The following is a 21,840-nucleotide window of genomic DNA, read 5'->3' on the forward strand; positions in this document are numbered from 1 at the left end:
GGGGGACCCGTGTCGGTCACCGACGACATGCGGGCAGAGCCACGCTCCGGCGGAGGCCAGCCACCCGCGCAGCGGGACGGCCAGTTCGACAAGACCCCGCCCCAGGACGTCGCGGCCGAGCAGTGCGTCCTCGGCGGCATGCTGCTCTCCAAGGACGCCATCGCCGACGTCGTCGAGATCCTCAAGACCAACGACTTCTACCGGCCGGTGCACGCCACCATCTTCGACATCATCCTCGACATCTACGGCCGGGGTGAGCCGGCCGACTCGATCACTGTCGCGGCGGCGCTCGCCGACTCCGGGGACCTGGTACGCATCGGTGGCGCACCGTACCTGCACACGCTCATCGCCAGCGTGCCCACCGCCGCCAACGCGGCGTACTACGCCCGCATCGTCAGCGAGCGGGCCGTGCTGCGCCGACTGGTCGAGGCCGGCACGAAGATCGTGCAGCTGGGCTACGGCACCGCCAGCGGCGGCAGCCGCGACGTCGACGACGTCGTCGACCTCGCCCAGCAGGCCGTGTACGACGTCACCGAGCGGCGGGTCAGCGAGGACTTCGCGATCCTGGCCGACATGTTGCAGCCGACCCTGGACGAGATCGAGGCGGTGGGGGCGACCGGCGGCATGATGACCGGCGTGCCGACCGGCTTCAGCGACTTGGACCGACTGCTCAATGGCCTGCACGCCGGGCAGCTGATCATCGTTGCAGGAAGACCTGGTTTGGGCAAATCGACCGCTAGCATGGATTTTGCCCGAAATGCCGCTATTCGCGCCAATCAGGCGGCAGCCATCTTCTCGCTGGAAATGAGCAAGGTCGAGATCGTCATGCGGCTGCTCTCCGCCGAGGCGCGGGTGCCGCTGCACGTTTTGCGCAGCGGTCAGCTCTCCGACGACGACTGGACCAAGCTGGCCCGGTGCATGGGTGAGATCAGCGAGGCGCCGCTCTTCGTCGACGACACGCCGAGCATGAACCTGATGGAGATCCGGGCCAAGGCTCGGCGGCTCAAGCAGCGGCACGACCTCAAGATGATCGTGGTCGACTATCTCCAGCTGATGACCTCACCAAAGCGCACCGAGAGTCGTCAGCAGGAGGTCGCGGACCTGTCCCGTGGCCTCAAGCTGTTGGCCAAGGAGGTCGAGTGCCCGGTGATCGCGGTCAGTCAGCTGAACCGTGGCCCCGAGCAGCGCACCGACAAGCGACCCCAGCTGTCCGATTTGCGTGAATCAGGATCAATTGAGCAAGATGCCGACGTTGTCATCCTTCTGCATCGCGACGACTACTACGACAAGGAGTCGCCGCGGGCCGGGGAGGCGGATTTCATCATTGCCAAGCATCGAAATGGCCCCACCGACACGGTGACTGTCGCCGCCCAGTTGCACCTGTCCCGCTTCGTCGACATGGCCATTGGCTGACCGGCGCGGCGACCCGTCGTCGGTCAGCCGAGCAGTGGGAACCAGCCCGCCGACTCACCCAGTTCCAGCCGGTCCCGGTCGGTCAGCGGTACGCGCCCGGTGGCCTTCAGCAGGAAGTCGTTGTCGTCCCAGGCGCTGGGTCGAACGGTGTCGTCGCTGAGCAGGCCGTCCATAGTCGCCACCGCGACGCGTACCGCCAGTGGGCCGGGCGGCGGCGCGTCGGGCAGTTCCAGCGTCAGGTCCAGGTGGTGGACCGCGGCTTCGGTGGTCAGGGTCGCGAGGAAATCCGGTACGCGTAGCACGTGTCCCTGGGTGGTCACGTACCCCTCGGGGTTGGCTGACGCGGCGGCGCGGACCGCCGCCGGGGCGGTGTCCCGCCAGAGCGCGACGATCCCGGTCGGGCGGTCGAAGGCGGCAGCCGATCGGCGGACCCACCAGGCGTGCCCGGCGGCTTCGTCGTCGCTGCCGGGAAAGTCACGCCAGTAGCTCACGTCGTCGACGTCGGCGGGACCATCGACGGGGCTGGCCAGTGCGACGAGTGCCCGCTGGGCGTCGCCGAGCACGTGCAGGAGCAGGTCGGCGATGAGCCAGCCCCGGCAGCGGGTGGCTCGTGCAGGCCGGCATCGTCCAGGCGACCGACCACCGCGGTGATGCCGTCGTACGCCTGGGCCAGCGCCTCGTCGGGTTGGATCGCGGTCATGCGATTCAGCCTCGCATGAAGCATCGCGCCCGCCAACGATCAATGACCCGGGTGGTGTGCCCGGGCCGACGCGTGATCGACCCGGGCGGGAGGTCGGCCTGGGATCAGCCGAACATCTCGTCGAGGAAGCCCTTGCGCTTCTTCTGCCGGTAGTGACCGTGGTAGCCGTGGTGCTGCTGCTGGTGGCCGTAGGCCGGCTGCGGCGGGTAGCCGTGGGCGGGCGGGGGCGGCGGCGGGACGGCGCCGTAACCGGGCTGGTGCGGCGGAGGCGGCGGGGGCGGGTAGCCGGCCGGCTGCTGCGCGGGCTGCCCTGGCGCGCCGCCGCTCTGTTGGCGGCTCCAGTTGGCCTCCGCCTCGAACAGCTTCTCCAGCTCGCCGCGGTCCAGGAAGATGCCTCGGCACTCCCCGCACTGGTCGATGACGACGCCGCTGCGCTCGTACTGGCGCATTTCTCCGTGACACTTGGGACAGGTGAGGCTACTCATCGCCCGACGGTACCTGGTGGACCTATGCAGTTGCTGTGAGCGCCTCGGTGACTTCTTGGTCGGACACCTCGTGGAAATCGTCGTAGTAGACGCTGACAGCGCCGAAGTCCGCCGGGCGTTGCGCGCAGATGACCTGGTCGGCCTCGGCGGCAAGCAGTTCGTACGCCTCCTGCGCCCCGACCGGGACCGCCACCACGACGCGGTGTGCACCGAGTTGGCGGACTACCTCGACGGCGACGCGGGCGGTTGCGCCGGTGGCGAGGCCGTCGTCGACGATCACGGCCGTCCGCCCGGTGAGGTCCAGCTGTGGGCGGTCGCCCCGGTAGAGCCGTTCCCGACGCTCCAGTTCGGCCTGCTCCCGATGGCGGACCTCGGCGATGTCATCGCTGCTGAGTCTGCTGGCCCCCGCGTCGTTGAGCACCTGGACACCGCCCGGCCCGAGTGCGCCGAAGGCGACCTCCCGGGCCCACGGCATGCCGAGCTTGCGGACGACCAGCACGTCCAGTGGTGCGCCGAGGCGTTCGGCGACGATCCGGGCGACCGGCACGCCGCCACGGACGAGGCCCAGGACGACGACGTCCGGTTCGCCGATGAGCGCGGTGAGCCGTTCGGAGAGCACCCGGCCGGCGTCGGCCCGGTCGCGGTACGTGGTCATGTGTTCAGGTCTACGCCCTGGGGCGCTGTTCCGCTCGGAAGTTACGCCGAAGTGGTCCGACCGGACCGCTCATCGGCAATCGCGGCGGTCGGTGTGTCGCCCGGACGGTGCAGGGCGGGAGCCCAGGTCAGCAGGGCCAGCGGGTACAGCAGGTAGCCGAAGCGGGTTGAGGGCATCAGGGCGATGGCGGCGAGCAGCCCGTACCCGCAAATCAGCGCGGTGGCGACGGCGGTGCGGGGCGGGCGGCGGGCGAGCCGGACGGCGATGGCCACTCCGGCGGCGACCAGCAGCCCGGCGGCGATCAGCCGGCCGGCGGGTAGCGCGTTGGCGATCAGGTAGCCGGGGAACGGGGACTGCGCGGGGCTGGTGACCAGCCCGTGGCCGAGGGGGAAGCGCAGCACGTTCTCGGTGAGGGCGTCGCGGTCGACCAGCAGCGCCGGCAGTAGTGCGGCGACGGGCAGTCCGATCGCGCCGAGGGCGACTCGGGTTCCGGAGCGTCGGGTCAGGCCCCAGACGATCAGGACGAGGGCGACTGGCCAGGCGAACAGCTTCAGCGCGCCGGCGAGTCCGACCGCGAGGCCGGCCCGGCCGGGTCGCTCGGCGGCGGCGAACGCGAGGGCCAGCAGGCAGAGCGCGAGTACGGGTAGGTCGTCGCCGCCGGTGGCGAGGGTCAGGGCGCAGATCGGCAGTACGGTGGCGGCCTGCACGCCGCGCAGCACTGCGGCGTCCCGGCGGCGGGTCGCGGCGGTGGTGGCCTGGCCGGTGGTGGCCGGTGTTCTGCGCAGGGCGGCCACTGCCACTGCGAGCGCCAGCGCGGTGCCCACCGCGAACCAGACCCGGGAGTCGGTCCACCAGGTGTCGAGCAGTGCCCTGGGCAGGCCGAACATCGCCATGCCGGGCTGGTACGGGGTGTAGCCCATCAGTTGCTCGCCGGGTGGCAGGGCGGCGATGGCGTCGGGTCCGAGGTAGGGCGTGCCGTGTTCCAGGAGGCGGCTGCCGGCCTGCTCCACGACCAGCACCTCCTCCTGGGCCCGGTCGGTGCGCCCGCCGGCCCGGTCGACGCTCTGCCAGGCCAGGGGCAGCAGTGTGGTGGTGGCCCAGGCGAGACCGGTGACCGTCCAGCGGGCCGGCAGGCCGGTCAGCCGGGAGGTTGGACAGCGCCGACGCAGCAGAAGTTGGGCGATCACCGTCAGCGTTGCGAGCAGGTAGCCGACGGCGGCGACCGCGCCCCAGGCGCGGTGCGGCAGCAGGGTGGACGTGACGGCGGTGATCGCGGCGAAGATGGCCGACACGGCGTAGAGGCCCAGGTCGAGAGCGAGTCCGTCGGCGGCGTTGTCGAGCGTGCGCCAGTGCCAGCGACTGCGGTGGGCGGTCGGGTCGTCGACGATCACGCGCGACAGTCTGGCAGACCGGGCTGCCCGCCCAGCGGGGCGATGCCTGCTCAGGCGGGCAGGTGTGGCAGGCGGTCAGGCTTGGAGCGGCCGGCCTGGCGGCGGTTCTGGCTCAGCCGGATCACCGCCCCGGTGTCGTGCAGCGGTGCGGCGAGGGTGCCCGGTCGGCCACCCGAGCCGCGCTGCATCGCCGCGAGCAGGGTGCCGGATGGCATGGGCCGGGCGAACAGGTGCCCCTGGCCGGCGACGCAGCCCAACTCCCAGAGGGCTCGCCGCTGCGGTTCGCTCTCCACCCCCTCGGCCACCACGTCCAGGTCGAGGCTGCGGCCCAGGTCGAGGGTGGAGCGGATGACGGCGGCGGCCTCCGCCGAACTCTCCATCGTCGTCACGAAGCTCCGGTCGATCTTCAGCTCGTGTACCGGGATCCGGGAGAGCAGCGAGAGGGAGGAGTAGCCGGTGCCGAAGTCGTCCAACGCCAACCGGACGCCCTCGTCGCGTAGCCGGCTGAGCACCCGGTCGACGACGTCGAGTTGGCTGAGGGTCAGCGTCTCGGTCAGCTCCAGGACCAGCCGGTCCGGTGGTAGGTCGTGGGCTCTGAGGCGGGCCAGCACCGAGCCGGGGAACCGCGCGTCGAGCAGGCTGCGTGGGGACACGTTGACCGCGACCGGTACGTCGAAGCCGGCGTCGCGCCAGCTGACCGCCGCGATCAGCGCCTGGTCGAGGATCGCCTCGGCGAAGGCCGGTAGCAGGCCCGAGCGTTCCACCGCCTCCAGGAACCGCAGCGGGTCGATCATGCCGTGGGTCGGGTGGTGCCAGCGGGCCAGCGCCTCCGCGCTGGTCACCTCACCGGTGCCCAGGTCGACTATCGGTTGGAAGTTGACGACGAACTCGTGGTCGGCGACCGCGCGGGGCAGGTCACCGCCGAGGGTGAGGCGGCCCAGGTCGGCGGTGTCCCGGGTCGGGGCGTACGTGGCGATCCGCTGCCCGGCCCGCTTCGCCTGGTACATGGCCACGTCGGCGCGGCGTAGCAGCTCGGCCATGCCGCCGTTGGACGGGGCGCCGGAGATGCCGCCGCTGGCCTCGACGCTGATTCGCATGCCGTCCAGGTCGAACGGCTCGTGCAGCGCGGCGAGCAGCGTCTCGGCCCGGTGCGCCGCCACCGCCGGGGCCGGCAGGCCGCGTAGGAGTACGGCGAACTCGTCGCCCCCGAGGCGGGCCACCAGGTCGGTCGCCTGGGCCGCGCCCCGCAACCGGTCTGCCACCTGCACCAGCACCTGGTCACCGGCGGCGTGCCCGAGCGTGTCGTTGACCTCCTTGAAGTGGTTGAGGTCGATCAGCACCAGCGCCGTCACCCCGTCGGCGCGGCGGCTGCTCAGCTGCTCGGTGCCCTCGTCAAGGAGGTTTCGGCGGTTGGCCAGGCCGGTCAGCGCGTCGTGCGAGGCCGCGTACGCGTGCTCGTCGGCGACCCGGGCCAGTTCGGCGTACGCCTGGGCGTTGCGCACTGCCGTGCAGAGCGCGGAGGCGAAGGTGCGCAGGGTGTACTGCTCCCGCTCGGAGAGCCGCACCGGGCCGCGGAAGCGCAGTCGGAGCATGCCGACGTCGGCTGTCCGGTCGTGGCCTTCCAGCGGCGCGGGGACGACAGTGCCGGCCACGTCGGTGGGCGTGCCGGTCGGGCCGTCGAAGGTAATGCCGCCGGTGCCGCCGCGTACGGTGCGGCCGCCGTCGCGCAGCTCGATCTCGACCTCGTCGGCGGAGAACAACTCGGCGGCCTGGGTAACGGCGGTGGTGAGGACGTTGTCCAGGTCGACCACGTTGAGCGCGTCGGTGGTGCGGGCGAGCCGCTGCCACGCCTGCTGTTCGGTGCGGCCTCGGATGCGTGCGGAGTAGGCCAGGTGCAGGCTCAGGACCAGGGGTGGGACGGCGAGCAGCAGCCGGGGGTCCATCCGGATGATGAGCAGCGTGCAGGCCGCGACGGCGAACCGCACGGCGAAGCCGGCGAGCCGAAGGTCGAGATTGTTGCGGAAGTGCTTCGCGACCCTGGTCTGGGAGGCGAGCGCGATGACCGGGATGGCGAGCAGATCGTCCAGGAGGGCCGCGACCAGGTAGGCGAGCGCCAACGGCCCCAGCAGCGTCAGGGGGGTCGTCCCGGTGGGCGGCCAGGTCCAGGTCGTCATCGCGAGTGCGGTGCCGGCGCCCCAGGCCACGATGACGTTCTTGCCGATGCCGAAGGCCAGCTTTATCGGTGTGAGGCGGAGCGAGGCGAGGGCGATGCCGACAGCGGTGCAGAGCACGACCACCGAGGTTGGAGCGATGGCGGCACCGACGATGATCGCTGTCTCGTTCCAACTGATCGACTGGGTCGTCGATCGGATCCGTACCCGGGCCTTGACCAACGTGCCCAACGCGATCATGAGGGTGAGCATGACCAGGACCGCGGCGTCGTTCACCGTCTCCGGCATCGCCGTATGCCAGGCGGCCGGGAGGGACGTGGCGACGATGACCGCGGCAACAACGACGACGAGACCGACGAGCAGCAACAGCCGCCGATCGGTCTCATTCTCTCGTCGCTGAGGAAGGGTCATGCCGCTCCCGGAGGACTGCTTGCGCGTTCTCGCAGCCTACTGCTCGGGCCCTCAGAAGTCCTGTGTCGAACTTGTCAGTTCCAGTCGGTGCCACGCATCGCGTTGCCCCCTTCTCCCGCTGCGCCAATTCGAGTACCTGTCCCCCGATGGGGAGGTCTTCATCTGAAAGGCAGCTTAAGAGCAGGAAGGGCAGGTTAGAAGAAATAAATGTCGGTATGCGCAATATTAGCCAAGTTGAAGCCCGTTTATCACGTTCTGTCCATCGTTCCTGAACGGAGTGCGGTCGAGCTTGCCGGCGCTGGATTCAAGTGGCACCTTGCAACTGCGGACGGTATCTGACGAGGTTATGGGACGGCTTATTCGTTGAGTCTGAGGGCTCTTCAGGAGATGCCTCATCCGGAGTTTGGTCAGCCGTAAGGGCGGCATGGGCAGAGTTGGCGCGGCCCAGGATGCCCAGGGAGACGGGTAATGGTGCCCGCCTCCGCCGGGGTCCTTGGCGACGGGCGGGTGAATAATCGCGTTTCGGCTGGCGGCGATGCAACTTGCGACCGACAGCGTGCGGTCTCGGGCTGGCATTCGTGCAGCTCCTCGCGTCACTCCCGGACGCCCAGCGGTCGCCCGTATCGGCTCGTAAGCGGTACGCCACCCCACGGGGTCGTACACTCCGTTGCGTGATCGGCTGAATACCTGTTACGGGGCTGGCGGGGGCGGGTGGAGATTCAGGTTCTGGGCGGCCTTTCGGTGCAACTGTCTACCCGCACGCTGCGCCTTGGTACACCCAAACAGCAGGCAATCTTCGCAATGCTCACCGTCCAGCCCGGACGACTGGTGACAGTGGACGACCTCGTCGATGAGTTATGGGCCGATCGCCCACCGCGATCGGCGGTAGCCAATGTGCGTACCTATGCCGCCAACTTGCGCCGGACTTTCGAGGCGCAACCAGCCGGCCAAGGTGCCATCGTGCGCCAACGCAACGGCTATCGACTCGCCGTCGATCCGGAACGGGTCGACGTCTTTTGCTTCGAGCTGGAACGGGACGCGGGGCGCGAAGCGCTGACGGGCGGCCACCTGGAGCGTGCCCGCGAGCTACTGGGGCGCGCGCTGGCGCGGTGGCGGGGGCCGATGCTCGCCGGCGTCCCGCTCGGGCCGGTCCTCACCTCCCGAACTGTCGCGGCCGAGGAGGAGCGGCTGTTGACCGCGGAGCTGCTCGCCGATGCCCAACTGCGATCGGGCCGGGGCGACCTGGCGATCTCGCTGTTGCGTGAAGTGGTGGCCCGCCACCCTCTCCGCGAGCCGGCCTACGTCCTGCTCATGCGGGCCCTGCACGAGCGCGGGGACAACGCGGAGGCGCTGGCGGCGTACGACGAGATCCGAACAACGCTGACCACCGAGTTGGGGGTGGGCCCCGGGGGCAACCTTGAGGAGTTGCGCCGCTCCATCGGCACGGCGATGTCGCGCCCAGGTGCTAAGGATGCGGCAGTACGGGTTGGCGGGATCGCCCGGGCGCGTTCGGTGGAGGGCGCGCCGGTCGGCGCGGCATCGGCGCAGGCGGCCCGGGTCAGCCCGGTGGACCACCTTCCCCGAGCGGTCACCGACTTCGTCGGCAGAGAAAGCGTGGTGTTGCGGCTACTGGCGGAGACCCGGCGGGTCGAGCAGCGGGTGCCGGCCGTACACATCATCGACGGCATGGCGGGCAGCGGGAAGACAGCCCTCGCGGTGCACCTCGCCCGCCGCCTGGCCGACCGGTACCCGGACGCCGCGTTGTTCATCGACCTGTGCGGGCACGGTGACAAGAACCGGATAGAGCCGGCGGGTGCGCTGTTCACCCTGCTTCGACAGCTCGGGGTGCCGGCCGACCGGGTTCCGGTGGAGTTCGACGACAGGGTGGAGCTGTGGCGCCAGGAGTTGGCCCGCCGCAGGGCGGTGGTGATTCTCGACAACGCCGCGAGCAGCGAGCAGATCATGCCCCTGCTGCCGGCCGAGCCGACCACCGTTGTGGTGGTGACCTCGCGCCGGCGGCTGTCCCACCCGGATGCCGGACCGTCGCGGACGCTGCCGGTGATGAACCCGCAGGAGAGCGTGGATCTGCTCCGCCTCAGCGTCGGTGGGGACAGGGTCGAGGCCGAGCCGGACGCTGCCGTCGAGGTGGTGCGTCGCTGCGGGTACCTCCCTCTGGCGATTCGGCTGGCCGGAGCCAGGCTGGCGCATCGGCGCGGCTGGCGGTTGGCGGACCTGGTCGAACAGATGGCCGGTGATGCTCCGGTGCTGCACCATCTGGCTCAGGAGGAGAGCACCGTCACTGGGGCCTTCGCCGCTTCCTATGAGCCGCTTCCACCTTCGACCCAACGTGTCTTCCGGTTCCTGGGGCTGTACCCCGGCAGCCGCTTCGGCGCGCCGGCAGTCGCCGCACTGACCGGTCTGTCGATCGCGGAGGCTCGCGCGGCGCTCGACGACCTCGTCGACCGGAATCTGGTGGAGGACCTGGACTCGACGCGATATCGACTGCACGACCTCATGCGGCAGTACTCCATCGAACTCGGCTTACGCACCGACTCCTCGAACGACCGCCGACTCGGACTGGGTCGACTGTTCGACTTCACGCTGGAGGTCGTCCTGAAGGTCGCCGACCTGCTGGAGCCGGGTGTCATCAGATCCCAGGTGACGCACACTCCGTCCGGACCGCCCGAACTCGTCGCGGCCATCGGGGAGCCGACCGCTGACTGGTTGGAGGCCGAGCGGCCAGACCTGGTGACGATGGTGTTGTCGGCACGCGAGTCGGGGTTTCACCAGCACTGCTGGCAATTGGCCCGCGCTCTCTGGCGTTTCTGCTACATCCGCGGCTACTTCGAAGACATCATCCTGACCCACCGCCACGGGTTGGAGGCGGCGCAGGCGGCCGGGGACCCCGATGCGCTCGCGCTGATGAACAACTACCTGGCGTCCGCCTACGTCCGGACCGGGAACAAGCAGGGTGCGCTCGACCACCTCACCCGTTCGGTCGAGCTCTCCCGCAACTCGCGGGACGCGCTGAACCCGGCTCGGTACCGCGCGAACCTCGCCGCTGTCTACTGGTGGAGCGGTCACCTGTCCGAGTCGGTGAAGCTCGGCTTCGAGTGTCTACGCGACTACAAGGTGTACGGGAACGTCGGCGGCTCCATCCTGCTGCCGAACCTGGGACTGGCGCTGACCGCTCTGGGCCGCCACGAGGAGGCGCTCCGGATACACCGCCTGCATCTGACGTGGGCCCGGACGAACTCTGACGAGTTCCACACCCTCAACGCGCTCAGCCACATCGGCGCCGTACGCCTCCGGATGGGTGACCTTCCGCAGGCGATCCGCATTCTGCTGGCCTCGTTGGCGCTACGCGACCGCACCGGCCACCGGTATGCCGAGGCCGAGGTGCGCAACGATCTCGGAATGGCCTATCGCGGTCTGGGTCGTCTGGTCGAGGCCCAGCAGGAGCACGAGGTGGCCCGGAAGCTGGCGATCGGTTCGGGAGAGCGACACGTCGAGGCCGCCGCGCTGAACGAACTCGGGCGCACCCTGCTGGCGCAGGGGCGAGGCGGCGAAGCGTACGAGGTGCACCGGGAGGCGTTGCGGTTGGCCACTCGGATCGCACATCCGCACGAGCAGGGACGGGCCCTGGCCGGGCTTGCCGAATATTTCGTCCGCGTCGACCCGGTCGAGGCCCGACGGCACTGGGAGCGGGCGTTGGCGATCTTCCGACGGATGGGCGTGCCGGAGCGTTTCGAGGCCGAGCGTCGCCTCGCCGAGTTGCCTGACGCGACCCCGGTCGCACAGCGCTGACCAGCCTGAACGGCGCTTATCGATTTCTTATCGTCCGGCCCGATAACCTCCCTGTCGTATCGGCGAACGGGGGAGGTTCTGCCCGTGGGCAGAACCGGGTCGTCGACACGCGCCCGCTGCCGGGTCCCCCCAGCGACCTCGGCGGCGGGTCGCCAAGGAAGGAGCGGCGTCGAGGCCGTCGCGCCGTCAGCACCCGGTGCGATCGTCAGCGTGACGCCGCTCCTTCCGACCGCCGTCGTACCGCACCGATAGGCTCACGACCGTGACCGAACCCGCGCAGCTCAGCCACGTCGACCGCGCCGGCGCGGCCCGCATGGTCGACGTCTCCGCCAAGGCGGTGACCGGTCGGCTGGCCGTCGCGGCCGGCCGTTTGCGGACCACGCCCGAGGTCATCGACCTGTTGCATCGCGACGGGCTGCCAAAGGGTGACGCGTTGGCCGTCGGCCGGCTCGCCGGGATCATGGGGGCCAAGCGCACTCCTGATCTGATCCCGCTGTGCCACCCGATTGCCCTGCACGGTGTCACAGTCGACCTGCGGTTGACCGCCGACACCGTGGAGATCACGGCGACCGCCCGCACCGCGGACCGGACGGGAGTGGAGATGGAGGCGTTGACCGCTGTTGCTGTCGCCGGTCTCGCCCTGATCGACATGGTCAAGGCGGTCGACCCGGCGGCCTCGGTGGAGGCGGTCCGGGTGCTGCGCAAGGAGGGCGGCAAGACGGGCCAGTGGGTTCGGCCGGAGGACCGGCAGTGATCCGGGCTCGGGTGATCGTCGCTTCCAACCGTGCCGCTGCCGGTGTCTACGCCGACACCAGCGGTCCGCTGCTCGTGGCCGGCCTACGCGAGCTGGGCTGCCAGGTCGATGACCCGGTGGTGGTGCCCGACGGTGAGCCGGTCGGCGATGCTCTGCGGGCCGCCCGCGCCGATGGTGTCGATGTGGTGCTGACCAGCGGTGGCACCGGAGTTACCCCGTCGGATCGCACCCCGGACGTCACCCGCGGCCTGCTGGACTACGAGATCCCCGGCATCGCCGAGGCGATCCGCGCGCACAGCCGTGACCGGGTGCCGACCGCTGTGCTGTCCCGGGGCCTGGCCGGGGTCGCCGGCCGGATGCTGGTGGTCAACCTGCCCGGCTCGACCGGCGGTGCCCGGGATGGCCTGGCCGTTCTCGGGCCGATCCTCGGCCACACCGTCGACCAGCTCCGCGGCGGGGACCACTGACCGCTTCGCCGCGGCGACCAGTGACCGGTGCGCGCCAGGCCCGGGCGGGTGTCGGTCCGTGCCGATAGGCTCGGTCGGTGAGCACGGAAACCGCACCCACAGCGGATCGGGTCACCGCACCCCCGCCGGCCGGGTGGGAGGAAGCACGTTCGCGGGTCTACGCGGTCGGTCTGGCCGCCGCGCTGCCCGCCGCCGCCCGACCACTTGTCGACACCGACGGGTCGACCCTGGCCGAGCCGTTGACCACCCGCACCGACCTGCCGGCGTTCCCGACCTCCAGCGTGGATGGCTGGGCGGTGCGGGGCAGCGGGCCCTGGCGCGTCGTCGGCCGGGTCCTGGCCGGCAGCACCCCCGAGCCGCTCACCGAGGACGACACCACAGTCGAGATCGCCACCGGCGCGATGGTGCCCGAGGGCGCCACCGCCGTGCTGCGGGTGGAAGAGTCGACGAGCGCTGACGGCCTGGTCACCGGCGTTCCCCGGGAGACGCCCGAGTGGCGGAAACCCGGTGAGGAGGCGTACGCCGATGAGGAGCTGCTGCCGGTCGGCACGCCGGTCGACCCGGCGGTGATCGGCCTGGCCGCCGCCTGCGGGCACGACACGCTGCGGGTCCGCCGGGCGCCGCGCGCCGCGCTGCTGGTCTTCGGCGACGAGTTGCTGACGGCGGGCCCGCCCGCGGCCGGTCGCATCCGCGACGCGCTGGGCCCCGCGGTGCCGGCCTGGCTGCGGCGCTACGGCTGCCAGGTCCGCCCATCCGACGTGGTCGGCCCGGTGGCCGACACGCTGCCCGCGCACGTGGCGGCCCTACGCTCGGCGCTGGGCCACGCCGATCTGGTCTGCACCACCGGCGGCACCATGAACGGTCCGGTCGACCACCTGCACCCGACCCTGGAGGCGCTCGGCGCCGACTACGTGGTCAACACGGTGGCGGTCCGCCCGGGCTTCCCGATGCTGCTGGCCCGGCTGACCGGCTCCGACGGGCGGGCCCGGTTCGTGGCCGGGCTGCCGGGCAACCCGCAGTCCGCCATCGTGGCGCTGGTGTCGCTTGTCGCCCCGCTGCTCGCCGGCCTCCAGGGCCGGTCGATGCCGGTGCTGCCGCAGGTCACGTTGGCCGAGGCGGTGCCCGGTCGCGGTGACCACACCCACCTGGCGTTGGTCCGACTGGACCGCGCCGCGGGCGTCGCGTTCCCGGTCCGTCACGTCGGCTCGGCGATGCTGCGGGGCCTGGCCGGTGCGGACGGGTTCGCGGTCATCCGACCCGGCACCCGCGGTGAGCCGGGCGACCGGGTTCCGATCGTCCCACTGCCGTTGTTTCCCGGGGAGCGTGCGTCGTGACCGCAACAGCGATCACCTTCGGCGAGGTCACCGACCAGCCGCTCGACCTCGCCACGCACGAGGCGGCGGTCGCCGACCGCCGGGCCGGCGCCGTGGTGTCGTTCCAGGGCGTGGTCCGCGACCACGACCACGGTCGACAGGTCACCAGCCTGGAGTACGAGGGGCACCCGAGCGCCGCACAGGTGCTGCGCGAGGTGGCCGCCGAGATCGCCGCGGAGCCCGACGTCTACGCGGTGGCGGTCTCGCACCGGGTCGGCCCCCTGGTGATCGGTGACGTGGCGCTCGTCGCCGCGGTGAGCACCGCGCACCGGGCGGCCGCCTTCGCGGCCTGCGCCCGACTGGTCGACGAGGTCAAGGCGCGACTGCCGATCTGGAAGCGGCAGGTCTTCACCGACGGCACCGAGGAATGGGTCAACTGCCCCTGACCGCTCAGCGGCGGCCGTTGACCCCCACGACCCGGGCCACCCGGTCGCCGTAGAACGCCGGCTCCGCGCCTGGGCGCCAGGGCAGCGCGGCGACCAGCACGATCAGCGCGAGCGCTAGCGAGTTTTCCATCAGTGCCCCGAACAGGCCGTCCTGGTAGTGCGACATCTCCGGCAGTTGGTGCTCATACGGCCAGATCGGAGAGATCAGGAAGAGCAGGTAGAGCCCGATCGCGGCGAAGCCGTGGCGGAGCCCGGTCAGCGTCGGGTACCAGATCGGCGGGCGGAGCCCGTTGACCCCGGGTAGACCGCCGAAGACCGGCCCCTGGCCGGTGCGCTGCGGCATCCCCCGGCTCGCCTCGCGGCGACGTACTGCGGCGTCGGCCAGCACGATGATCGCCGGGATCACCCAGACCAGGTGGTGCGTCCAGGAGATCGGGCTGATCACGTTCGCGGTGAGACCGACCAACGTGAAGGCGGTCAACTCGTCACCGTCGGCGCGGGAACTGGCCGCCCGGGACAGGCCCAGCGCCAGGACCAGCACCGAGAAGGCGAGCCACAACAGCCCCGGGGTCTCGATCGAGTCGTACAGCCGGGCGAGCAGGCCGGCGAGGGACTGGTTGGGCGTCATGTCCGCCGCGCCGACCCGTTCGGTCTGCCACAGCACACTGCCGAAGTAGGTCCGCGACTCGTCACCGACGATCGCGAAGGTCCCCACCGTCACGCCGATCGTCGTGCCGATGGCGGTGGCCGCCACCCGCCACTGACGGGTGATCAGCAGGTAGGCGATGAACAGCGCCGGGGTGAGCTTGACCGCGGTGGCGAGGCCGATACCGGCCCCCGCCCAGGCTCCGCCGTAGATGAAGCGCAGCAGCGGGCCGTCGGTGGCGGCGTAGTGGGTGCCCCGGCGGGACCGCCAGCGAAGGCCGATCAGGTCCGCCATGATCAAGGCGAACAGCAGGATGTTGACCTGGCCGTAGCCGAGGGTCTCCCGGGCGGGCTCGATGGCGACCGCGAGCGGCACCGCCAGGGCCACCGTGAACCACAGTGGCCACCCCAGTCGGTCCACGATGGGTCGGAGCAGCCCGGCCAGCACCAGCGCCAACGCGGCGATGCTGGCGGCGGCGTTGACCAGGCCCGCCACGCCGATCGGCAGCTGCGCCATCGGCAGCATGACCAGCCCGGCGAAGGGCGGATAGGTGAACCCGAGTGTTGTTTCGGGCGCGATGAACTCGTAGAGCTCGTGACCGCTCGCCCACCACACCACGGCACCGTGGTAGATCTTCATGTCGAAGAAGTTGTACGGCCGCCCGAAGGTGCCGATGGCAAGCCATGCGGCATAGGCGACGGCGGCCACTATGGCGCCCCGTACGACGTTCCTGCGATCGATCCCGCGCGTCACACGGTCGATCCCGCGTGTCACACGTTGGATTGGGGCGAGGCGGTCCGCCCGTCTACCGACATCCGTCGGCATGGCGTGGCCACCCCCGTACCAAGGTCGTCCTACCCGTCCAGGTCCTGCACGGAGCCTAGAACGGCGCCTCACGTCAGTGCCTCCCGCGTTATGCGACCGTGTCCGATCCCACACATGTTTTTGACATTTCCACCGCGTTAACGCCTACCGGGTGGTTCAGGTAATTCGTGGCCTTAGCGAGGGGTGGGGGTGGGACGGAGACGGATCGACGCAGGTCAGCCGGGGAGTCGACGTGCGGTGGACGCGGAGCGGACGGCGATTCGGGCCTCGCGGCGGGCGGTCCGGACGGCGCGCTGCATGGAACGTCGAGAGTGGCCGATGCGATGGCCGGTCCGCCACCGCAGACCCGGCTTGCCGCCGGTGTCCGCCGCGGCGAGCAGCAGACCGCCGAGCAGCCCGAGGTTCTTCAGGACGTGAATCTGATTGTTGTTCTTGGCGATCGGGTCGTCGTTGTTCCAGAAGGGATGCCCGGCGATGGTCACCGGCACCAGCGTGCCGGCCAGAACCAGCGCCGCAGGTCGGCTGAACCGGCCGGTGGCCAGCATCAGACCGGCGCTGACCTGCACTGCCGCGTTGAGCCGGATCAACGTCTCGGTCTCGGTGGGGAAGCTCGGGTGTGCCTTCTTCAACACCGGCGCGACCTTGTCGGTGACCGGTTTGGCGGCCACCGCGAGCCGGCCGGGGTCGCGTAGGTTGCGATACCCGCTGACCACAAAGATGCCGCTCAGCATGGCGCGGGCGAGGGAGCGTACGGGCGTCATGGATCAGTCATACCCCGTCGCGGCGTTTGCTACCCCGTCAACCGCAGGATCGGATTGGTGTCCGTACACGTACGCCACGCCGAATCGAACGACAGTCACGGATGGACGGGCGCTGACGGGTAACGTCGCGCGGGTGACCACGCTGCGGCTACGCCCCGAGGACCCGGCCGACGCCGGCCCGGTCCGCCGCGTACTGGCCGCCGCCTTCGCCCGCCCGGACGTGACGACGCCGCCCGAGGTCAGCCTGGTCGACGAGCTACGCGACACCCCCGCCTGGTTGCCGGAGTTGGCAATGGTCGCCGAGTACGGCGGTGAGGTGGTCGGCTACGCGCTGCTCACCCGGGTGCGGCTGCGGCCGGAGCGAGGCTCGGACGTGCCCGTCCTGGCCCTCGGCCCGGTGGCTGTCGCGCCGCACCGACAGCGTGTCGGGCACGGCACGGCAGTCGTGCAGGCCGCCCTGGACGCCTCCACCGAGCTGGGCGAGCGGCTCGTCGTCGTCCTCGGTGCCCCGGTCTTCTACCGCCGGTTCGGGTTCGGCCCGGCGAGTGAACTGGGCCTGACCGGCCCGTGGGCCGGCCTCGGTGAACCCTGGCAGGCGCTGGTGCTGCCGCCGTCCACCAGTGAGGAGGGCCCCCCGCCTCGCGGTGAGGTGCTCTTTCCGGCGCCGTGGTCGAAGGTCTGACCGGGCCTCAGGCCGGCTGCGTCCGCAGGTACCTGCCGAAGTGCGGGACGGTGAACGCGACGGTGCCCCGCTCGCCGGAGTAGATCAGCCCCTTCTTGATCAACGCGTCCCGGGCCGGGGACAGACTGGCCGGCTTGCGGCCGAGGGCACGGGCGATCTCCGCGGTGGGCACCGCCGCGTCCATGTCGTCGCGGACCACCGCGTCGGGCTCACCCTCGACCGCGGACATCATGGCCATCGCCCGCATGTACTCGCGTTCGGCGGGCGTGGCCCGTTCGAACCGGGAACCGAAGAACCCGACAGCCAGCTCGGCCTCCGCCTCGGGCGCGGCGACCCGCACATCGGCGGCGGTGATCGGCGAGCGTGGCGCGTGGTCCCAGGTGGCCTTGCCGTACGCCTGGACGAAGTAGGGATAGCCGCCGGACTTCTCGTAGAGCAGGTCGAGTGCCTTCTGCTCGTACTCGACCTCCTCGCGCTCGGCGGGCGCGCAGAGCGCCCGGTCGGCGGCGATCCGGTCGAGCCGGTCGATGCGTTGATAGCGGAACAACCGTTCGGAGTACGACTTGGCGGCGCTGAGCACGGCCGGCAGGTGCGGAAGGCCGGCGCCGACGACGATCAGCGGCGCGCCGAGCTGGGACAGCTCGTGGCAGGCGGCGCAGAGCGCTGACACGTCCTCCGGGCCGAGATCCTGCATCTCGTCGATGAAGATGGCGATGCCGGTGCCGACGTCGCTGGCCACGGCGGCGGCGTCACTGAACAGCTCGACCAGGTCGATCTCGATGTCGCCGGAGTCGGCCCGGCCGCTGGCGGCCGGCACGTCGATGCCGGGCTGCCACCGGTCGCGCAGCTTGGCGGCACCGGCCCGGCCGGTCGGATTGGACCGTTGGGCGAACGCCTTGAGCACGCCGAGGAACGCGTCGATCCGGTCCGGTGCGCGGTGGCGGGGGGCGAGCTCTCGGACCGCCATGTGCAGTGCGGCGGCGACCGGCCTGCGCAACGACTGGTCGGGTCGAGCCTCGATCTTGCCGCTGCCCCAGAGCCGGTTGATGGCCTGCGACCGGAGCGTGTTGAGCAGGACCGTCTTGCCGACGCCACGCAGCCCGGTGAGCATCAGACTGCGCTCGGGTCGGCCTCGGGCGATGCGCTCAAGCACGATGTCGAAGACGTCCAGTTCCCGCCCCCGCCCGGCAAGTTCGGGCGGGCGCTGACCGGCGCCCGGCGCGTACGGGTTGCGGACCGGATCCACGCATCGCAGATTATCGGGCCATCTAGCTGCGAGGCTAGACATGGATAGATGGGGCTACCGGCGTGTCGAGACCGTCGACCGAAAACTAGGGCTGTCTAGCATGGACGCTAGACAGCCCTAGTTTTGGTAATCGGACCAGCGGTCGGCCAGCTCGGGCTAGCGCTTCTTCAGACAGAGCACGTAGTCGAACAGATCGACCGAGTTGTCGTGCACATAGTTCGCTGTCGCCTGCGGCGCGAGCGTCTCGCACCGGTCTCCGTCAGTGGTAGCCGGAATTCGCAGCAGCACCTGATAGGTGTTCGGGCCGCAGGGCACCTTACGGAGTTCCGCCTCGCTCTCACTGCCGTCGTTCACCACGCAGTCACCCCTGGCGAACTCCGCGCCCGGAGTCGGGGCGGCCGACGTCGGGGCGTCGCTGGGCAGCGCGGGCGGAACGCCCGGGGCGCTCGTCGACGGGGCACGCGCCGCGTCACTGCCGGCGTCGGCCACCTTCCAGATCGCCCAGCCGGCCAGGCCGAGGCACGGACAGAGCACGAGCAGCACCACCACAGCGATGATGAGAGCGACGTTGCGGCCGGTCTTCTTCGTCGGCGCGGCCGGCTGCATCCCGTAGCCGCCGGGAGGCTGCTGACCCCACGGCCCGGCCGGTTGACCGGGCATCGGACCCGCCGGCTGACCGGGCATCGGGCCGGCTGGCTGACCGGGCATCGGGCCCGCCGGTGGGTACGGCCCGGCCGGTGGGAACGGCCCTGGCGGTGGGTAACCCGGGCCCGACGTGGGCGGCGGCGCCCACATCGGAGTGGTCGGCGGCTCCGGGTTGGTGGACGGCGGTGCCCACATGGGTGCCGTCGGTGGCTCCGCGCCGGTCGACGGCGGACCCCACTGCTGCCGGGTCGGGTCGTCCGCCGGCGGCGGGGGGCTCCACTGGGGCACTGTCGGGTCGACCGGAGGTGAGCTGTCAGGCCCACCGGGCGGGCGCTGGTACGGATCGTCCGGCTGATCGGAACCCGCAGGTCCGTAGGTCGTCATGTCATCCCCTGGGGTGGAGGGTCTCAGCGTTGCTTGAGGCAGAGGACGAAGTCGAGAGTGTCCAGCTCACTGTCGAAGAAATACCAGTTGGTGTAGCCCTCGACCTTGCCGCACTTGGCCTCGGCGTCCCGCTCGCCGCTGGTCGGGCCGTCGATCCGGCTCAGCACCTCGTACGACTTCGCGGTACAGCCGCTGATCAGCAGCTTCGGCTTGCCGCCGGCGGTGCCGTCGTTGCGGACGCACTGGCCGACCTTCGCGAACCGGGGATCGGCCGACGACTCCGGCGCGGCCGCGCTCGGCGCGGGCTCGACCACGTCCGCGCTCGGCTCACCGGCAACTGCCGAGTTGCTCGGCGCGGCTGCCGGTGCCGGGTCGCTCTGCCCACGGCGGAACCAGAACGCCCCGGCGACGGCCACCACCAGCAGTACGACGACCAGTACCGCGATCAGTGGCCCCCGTCCGCGCCGGCTCGGTGCCGGATCCTCGCCGTACGGGTCGTCGGGCCGGTACGGCTGCCCCCCGTACGGCTGGGTCGGCTGGTACGAGCCGCTGTAGGGCGTGCGGGGCTCGTGGCCGTAGGGCGTATCCGTCCCGCCGCCGTAGGGTCCGCCGGGCGTCGGACCGTACTGCGGGGTGGGTGCGCCGCCGTACGGTCCGGGTCGTCCCTGCGGTGCGGGCGGGTACGACGGGACCGCCGGAGGGTAGGACTCCGGCGCGGGCGGGTAGGGCTGCTGCGCCGGTCGACTGGGCGTCTCGTCGGGTCTCTGCCCACGCCACGGCCCCGGGTGGCCGCTCCCCGGTTGTCCGTAGTTCGTCATGCCGCCCTCCTGCACGAGTGGTGAGAGGCCGGCCACCAAAGCGCGACACGGACTCCGGGGTCACCGTAGCGTGGTCCACTGATGAGCTCACCTCCACCGAGCGCCACGGCCCTCGCCGGCCGTCGTGCCAGCAGCACGCCGACACTGATCTGGACCGCGTTGATCGTGGTCTACGTGCTCTGGGGGTCGACCTATCTGGCCATCCGGATCACAGTGGAGACGATGCCGCCGCTGCTGTCGGCCGCGCTCCGGTTCGCCGTGGCCGGCCTGGTCCTGGCGGTGGTGCTGCGACTGCGTCGGGGGCCCGGCGCGCTGCGGGTGGACCGACGGCAACTCGGCTCGGCCGCGTTGGTCGGGGTGCTCCTGCTCGGCGCCGGCAACGGCCTGGTGGTGCTCGCCGAATCGGGGCCGCCGGGAGTGGCGGTGCCGTCCGGGATCGCCGCGCTGCTGGTGGCCACGGTGCCACTGCTGGTGGTGCTGTTGCGCTCGGCCACCGGGGATCGGCCGCCGCTCTGGACGTTCGCCGGGGTCACAGTGGGCTTCGTCGGCCTCATCCTGCTGGTGCTGCCGGGTGGCGGTTCGGCAGCGGTGCCGCTGGTCGGGGCGTTGACAGTGGTGGCGGCGGCCACCTCCTGGTCGGTCGGGTCGTTCCTTTCCGGCCGGATCCGGATGCCCGGCGACCCGTTCGTGGCCACGGTGTACGAGATGATGGCCGGGGCGCTGGTGCTGGTGGCAGTCGCCGCCGGTCGGGGAGAACTGGCCGACTTCCACCCGGCGGCGGTGAGCACCCGGTCCTGGTTGGCGCTGGGCTACCTCATGGTGGCCGGCTCGCTGGTGGCCTTCACCGCGTACGTCTGGCTGCTGCACAACGCGCCGATCTCGCTGGTGTCGACGTACGCCTACGTGAACCCGGCGGTCGCGGTGGCGCTCGGCGCGCTGCTGGTGGCCGAGCCGATCACCCCGCAGGTGCTGCTCGGCGGTGCTGTCATCGTCGCCGGGGTCGCCCTGGTGGTGAGCACCGAACGGCCACGTCGGGCGGGCACGGGATCACGATCGGGGGCCACGCGGGAGCGCGACCGCCAGTAACGTCCGGCCCATGTCGGCCGCCGCGCTGGTGTCGATCGCGCTGCTCGGCGCGCTGGTCGGCCTTATCGTACCCGTGGTGTCGCGACGCTTCGCCACAGCGGACGCGCGGCCACTGGCGTTTGCGGGGCGGCAACCGGTCCGGCGGCCCTGGGCAGGCCCGATGGTGGCGGCCAGCGTCTTTGCCGGCATCGCCGCCGCCGTGGGGGACGACAGGGCGCTGCCGGTCTTCCTCGCGATCGCGGCGGTCGGTCTGGTGCTGGCGCGGGTCGACCTGGCCTGCCTGCGGCTGCCCGACCCGCTGGTGCTCGTCGCCGGGCTGCTGGCCCTCGGAGGGCTGAGCACCGCGGCGCTGCTGTCCGGCACTCCCGGCCGGCTGCTCGGTGCGCTGGGAGGCGCGGCGGTCGCGGGTGCGGGGCACGTGGTGCTGGCCCTGCTGCCCGGCTCACGGCTGGGTTTCGGGGACGTGAAACTCGCCGCCGTCCTCGGTCTGCCGCTCGGCTGGCTGGGGTGGGGCACGCTGCTGGCCGGGCTGCTCCTGCCGCACGTGCTGCACGGCGGTCTGGTGCTCGGCCTGCTCGCCGCTCGAAAGGCGCACCGGAACACACTGCTGCCGCTCGGTCCGGCCCTGCTGGTGGGCGCCTGGCTCGCCCCCCTCCTCACCTGACCCGCCCACGCCCCACCCCCGCCTTCGTCGATCTTGCAGTTTCTGCGCCGACACAAGGTGCATTCCACGC

Annotated in this window: 19 protein-coding genes and 1 pseudogene; 9 read left to right on the plus strand and 11 right to left on the minus strand. The window is 71.2% G+C overall.

All coding sequences use genetic code 11. From position 1 onward, the window contains the following. Positions 1-9: 9 nt before the first annotated feature. Entirely contained in the window at positions 10-1,413 is a 1,404-nt protein-coding gene (dnaB, locus tag AB0B94_RS04240; protein WP_124853587.1) for a replicative DNA helicase, read from the plus strand. Between the two features lie 23 nt (positions 1,414-1,436). On the opposite strand, the gene AB0B94_RS04245 is transcribed toward dnaB, so the two are convergent. The 6 genes from AB0B94_RS04245 to AB0B94_RS04270 form a co-directional block, all read right to left on the minus strand. Beyond that, positions 1,437-1,997 carry a maleylpyruvate isomerase N-terminal domain-containing protein gene (locus AB0B94_RS04245; protein WP_357268431.1) on the minus strand — a complete coding sequence of 187 codons (561 nt, stop codon included), beginning with the start codon at positions 1,995-1,997 and terminating at the stop codon, positions 1,437-1,439. Beyond that, the gene (locus tag AB0B94_RS04250; RefSeq protein WP_357268452.1) at positions 1,901-2,113 is read right to left on the minus strand and encodes a hypothetical protein; all 213 of its coding nucleotides are present in this window, start codon (positions 2,111-2,113) and stop codon (positions 1,901-1,903) included. Before AB0B94_RS04250 ends, AB0B94_RS04245 begins: the two co-directional genes overlap by 97 nt. A gap of 104 nt (positions 2,114-2,217) precedes the next feature. Continuing rightward, on the minus strand, positions 2,218-2,598 hold the full coding sequence (locus tag AB0B94_RS04255; protein ID WP_357268089.1) for a zf-TFIIB domain-containing protein: 381 nt from the start codon (positions 2,596-2,598) through the stop codon (positions 2,218-2,220). 22 nt (positions 2,599-2,620) lie between these two features. Continuing rightward, positions 2,621-3,253, minus strand: coding sequence for a phosphoribosyltransferase (locus tag AB0B94_RS04260; RefSeq protein WP_357268091.1), 633 nt, complete (start codon positions 3,251-3,253; stop codon positions 2,621-2,623). 41 nt (positions 3,254-3,294) lie between these two features. Beyond that, entirely contained in the window at positions 3,295-4,644 is a 1,350-nt protein-coding gene (locus AB0B94_RS04265) for a glycosyltransferase family 87 protein (RefSeq protein ID WP_357268093.1), read from the minus strand. Between the two features lie 50 nt (positions 4,645-4,694). Then, positions 4,695-7,226: an EAL domain-containing protein gene (locus AB0B94_RS04270; RefSeq protein ID WP_357268095.1), complete on the minus strand. Its 2,532-nt coding sequence runs from the start codon at positions 7,224-7,226 to the stop codon at positions 4,695-4,697. Between the two features lie 741 nt (positions 7,227-7,967). On the opposite strand from AB0B94_RS04270, the gene AB0B94_RS04275 reads away from it, so the two are divergent. The 5 genes from AB0B94_RS04275 to AB0B94_RS04295 all read left to right on the plus strand — a co-directional run bounded on the left by AB0B94_RS04275 (position 7,968) and on the right by AB0B94_RS04295 (position 14,013). Next, positions 7,968-11,033 (plus strand): BTAD domain-containing putative transcriptional regulator, encoded by a 3,066-nt coding sequence (locus tag AB0B94_RS04275; protein ID WP_357268097.1) that lies wholly within the window; start codon positions 7,968-7,970, stop codon positions 11,031-11,033. Positions 11,034-11,295: 262 nt separating this feature from the next. Further along, the gene (gene moaC / locus AB0B94_RS04280; protein ID WP_357268099.1) at positions 11,296-11,787 is read left to right on the plus strand and encodes a cyclic pyranopterin monophosphate synthase MoaC; all 492 of its coding nucleotides are present in this window, start codon (positions 11,296-11,298) and stop codon (positions 11,785-11,787) included. Beyond that, the gene (locus AB0B94_RS04285; protein WP_357268101.1) at positions 11,784-12,254 is read left to right on the plus strand and encodes a MogA/MoaB family molybdenum cofactor biosynthesis protein; all 471 of its coding nucleotides are present in this window, start codon (positions 11,784-11,786) and stop codon (positions 12,252-12,254) included. Before moaC ends, AB0B94_RS04285 begins: the two co-directional genes overlap by 4 nt. Positions 12,255-12,331: 77 nt before the next feature. After that, positions 12,332-13,588, plus strand: coding sequence for a molybdopterin molybdotransferase MoeA (locus AB0B94_RS04290; protein WP_357268103.1), 1,257 nt, complete (start codon positions 12,332-12,334; stop codon positions 13,586-13,588). After that, positions 13,585-14,013 (plus strand): molybdenum cofactor biosynthesis protein MoaE, encoded by a 429-nt coding sequence (locus AB0B94_RS04295; RefSeq protein WP_357268105.1) that lies wholly within the window; start codon positions 13,585-13,587, stop codon positions 14,011-14,013. Before AB0B94_RS04290 ends, AB0B94_RS04295 begins: the two co-directional genes overlap by 4 nt. Positions 14,014-14,017: 4 nt before the next feature. Here the strand turns inward: AB0B94_RS04295 and AB0B94_RS04300 are convergent, their stop codons facing one another. Together AB0B94_RS04300 and AB0B94_RS04305 are read right to left on the minus strand one after the other, a co-directional pair. After that, on the minus strand, positions 14,018-15,484 hold the full coding sequence (locus AB0B94_RS04300; protein ID WP_357268107.1) for a glycosyltransferase 87 family protein: 1,467 nt from the start codon (positions 15,482-15,484) through the stop codon (positions 14,018-14,020). A gap of 215 nt (positions 15,485-15,699) precedes the next feature. Continuing rightward, entirely contained in the window at positions 15,700-16,245 is a 546-nt protein-coding gene (locus AB0B94_RS04305; protein WP_112583895.1) for a DoxX family protein, read from the minus strand. A gap of 133 nt (positions 16,246-16,378) precedes the next feature. On the opposite strand from AB0B94_RS04305, the gene AB0B94_RS04310 reads away from it, so the two are divergent. Beyond that, positions 16,379-16,927 (plus strand): N-acetyltransferase, encoded by a 549-nt coding sequence (locus AB0B94_RS04310; RefSeq protein ID WP_357268109.1) that lies wholly within the window; start codon positions 16,379-16,381, stop codon positions 16,925-16,927. A gap of 7 nt (positions 16,928-16,934) precedes the next feature. Here AB0B94_RS04310 and AB0B94_RS04315 read toward each other — a convergent pair whose 3' ends face one another. The 3 genes and pseudogenes from AB0B94_RS04315 to AB0B94_RS04325 all read right to left on the minus strand — a co-directional run. Beyond that, complete coding sequence (locus tag AB0B94_RS04315; protein ID WP_357268111.1) at positions 16,935-18,173, minus strand: ATP-binding protein; 1,239 nt, start codon at positions 18,171-18,173, stop codon at positions 16,935-16,937. A gap of 156 nt (positions 18,174-18,329) precedes the next feature. Next, positions 18,330-18,779, minus strand: a complete 450-nt coding sequence (locus AB0B94_RS04320) for a hypothetical protein (RefSeq protein WP_308193519.1) — start codon at positions 18,777-18,779, stop codon at positions 18,330-18,332. 446 nt (positions 18,780-19,225) lie between these two features. After that, a pseudogene (locus tag AB0B94_RS04325) lies at positions 19,226-19,693 on the minus strand (hypothetical protein); the annotation flags it as partial. A gap of 408 nt (positions 19,694-20,101) precedes the next feature. On the opposite strand from AB0B94_RS04325, the gene AB0B94_RS04330 reads away from it, so the two are divergent. After that, complete coding sequence (locus tag AB0B94_RS04330; RefSeq protein ID WP_357268113.1) at positions 20,102-21,106, plus strand: EamA family transporter; 1,005 nt, start codon at positions 20,102-20,104, stop codon at positions 21,104-21,106. A gap of 10 nt (positions 21,107-21,116) precedes the next feature. Then, entirely contained in the window at positions 21,117-21,770 is a 654-nt protein-coding gene (locus AB0B94_RS04335; RefSeq protein ID WP_357268115.1) for a prepilin peptidase, read from the plus strand. Positions 21,771-21,840 lie beyond the last annotated feature (70 nt).

This window comes from Micromonospora sp. NPDC048986, from assembly GCF_040649335.1.
GTDB lineage: Bacteria > Actinomycetota > Actinomycetes > Mycobacteriales > Micromonosporaceae > Micromonospora > Micromonospora alfalfae.

What these genes read in the sequence shown, in the direction of transcription:
- AB0B94_RS04250 (WP_357268452.1), bottom strand. Translation starts at nt 2,113, where the DNA reads ATGACCGCGATCCAACCCGACGAGGCGCTGGCCCAGGCGTACGACGGC.
- AB0B94_RS04255 (WP_357268089.1), bottom strand. Translation starts at nt 2,598, where the DNA reads ATGAGTAGCCTCACCTGTCCCAAGTGTCACGGAGAAATGCGCCAGTAC.
- AB0B94_RS04260 (WP_357268091.1), bottom strand. Translation starts at nt 3,253, where the DNA reads ATGACCACGTACCGCGACCGGGCCGACGCCGGCCGGGTGCTCTCCGAA.
- AB0B94_RS04270 (WP_357268095.1), bottom strand. Translation starts at nt 7,226, where the DNA reads ATGACCCTTCCTCAGCGACGAGAGAATGAGACCGATCGGCGGCTGTTG.
- AB0B94_RS04300 (WP_357268107.1), bottom strand. Translation starts at nt 15,484, where the DNA reads ATGCCGACGGATGTCGGTAGACGGGCGGACCGCCTCGCCCCAATCCAA.
- AB0B94_RS04305 (WP_112583895.1), bottom strand. Translation starts at nt 16,245, where the DNA reads ATGACGCCCGTACGCTCCCTCGCCCGCGCCATGCTGAGCGGCATCTTT.
- AB0B94_RS04320 (WP_308193519.1), bottom strand. Translation starts at nt 18,779, where the DNA reads ATGCAGCCGGCCGCGCCGACGAAGAAGACCGGCCGCAACGTCGCTCTC.
- AB0B94_RS04330 (WP_357268113.1), top strand. Translation starts at nt 20,102, where the DNA reads ATGAGCTCACCTCCACCGAGCGCCACGGCCCTCGCCGGCCGTCGTGCC.
- AB0B94_RS04335 (WP_357268115.1), top strand. Translation starts at nt 21,117, where the DNA reads ATGTCGGCCGCCGCGCTGGTGTCGATCGCGCTGCTCGGCGCGCTGGTC.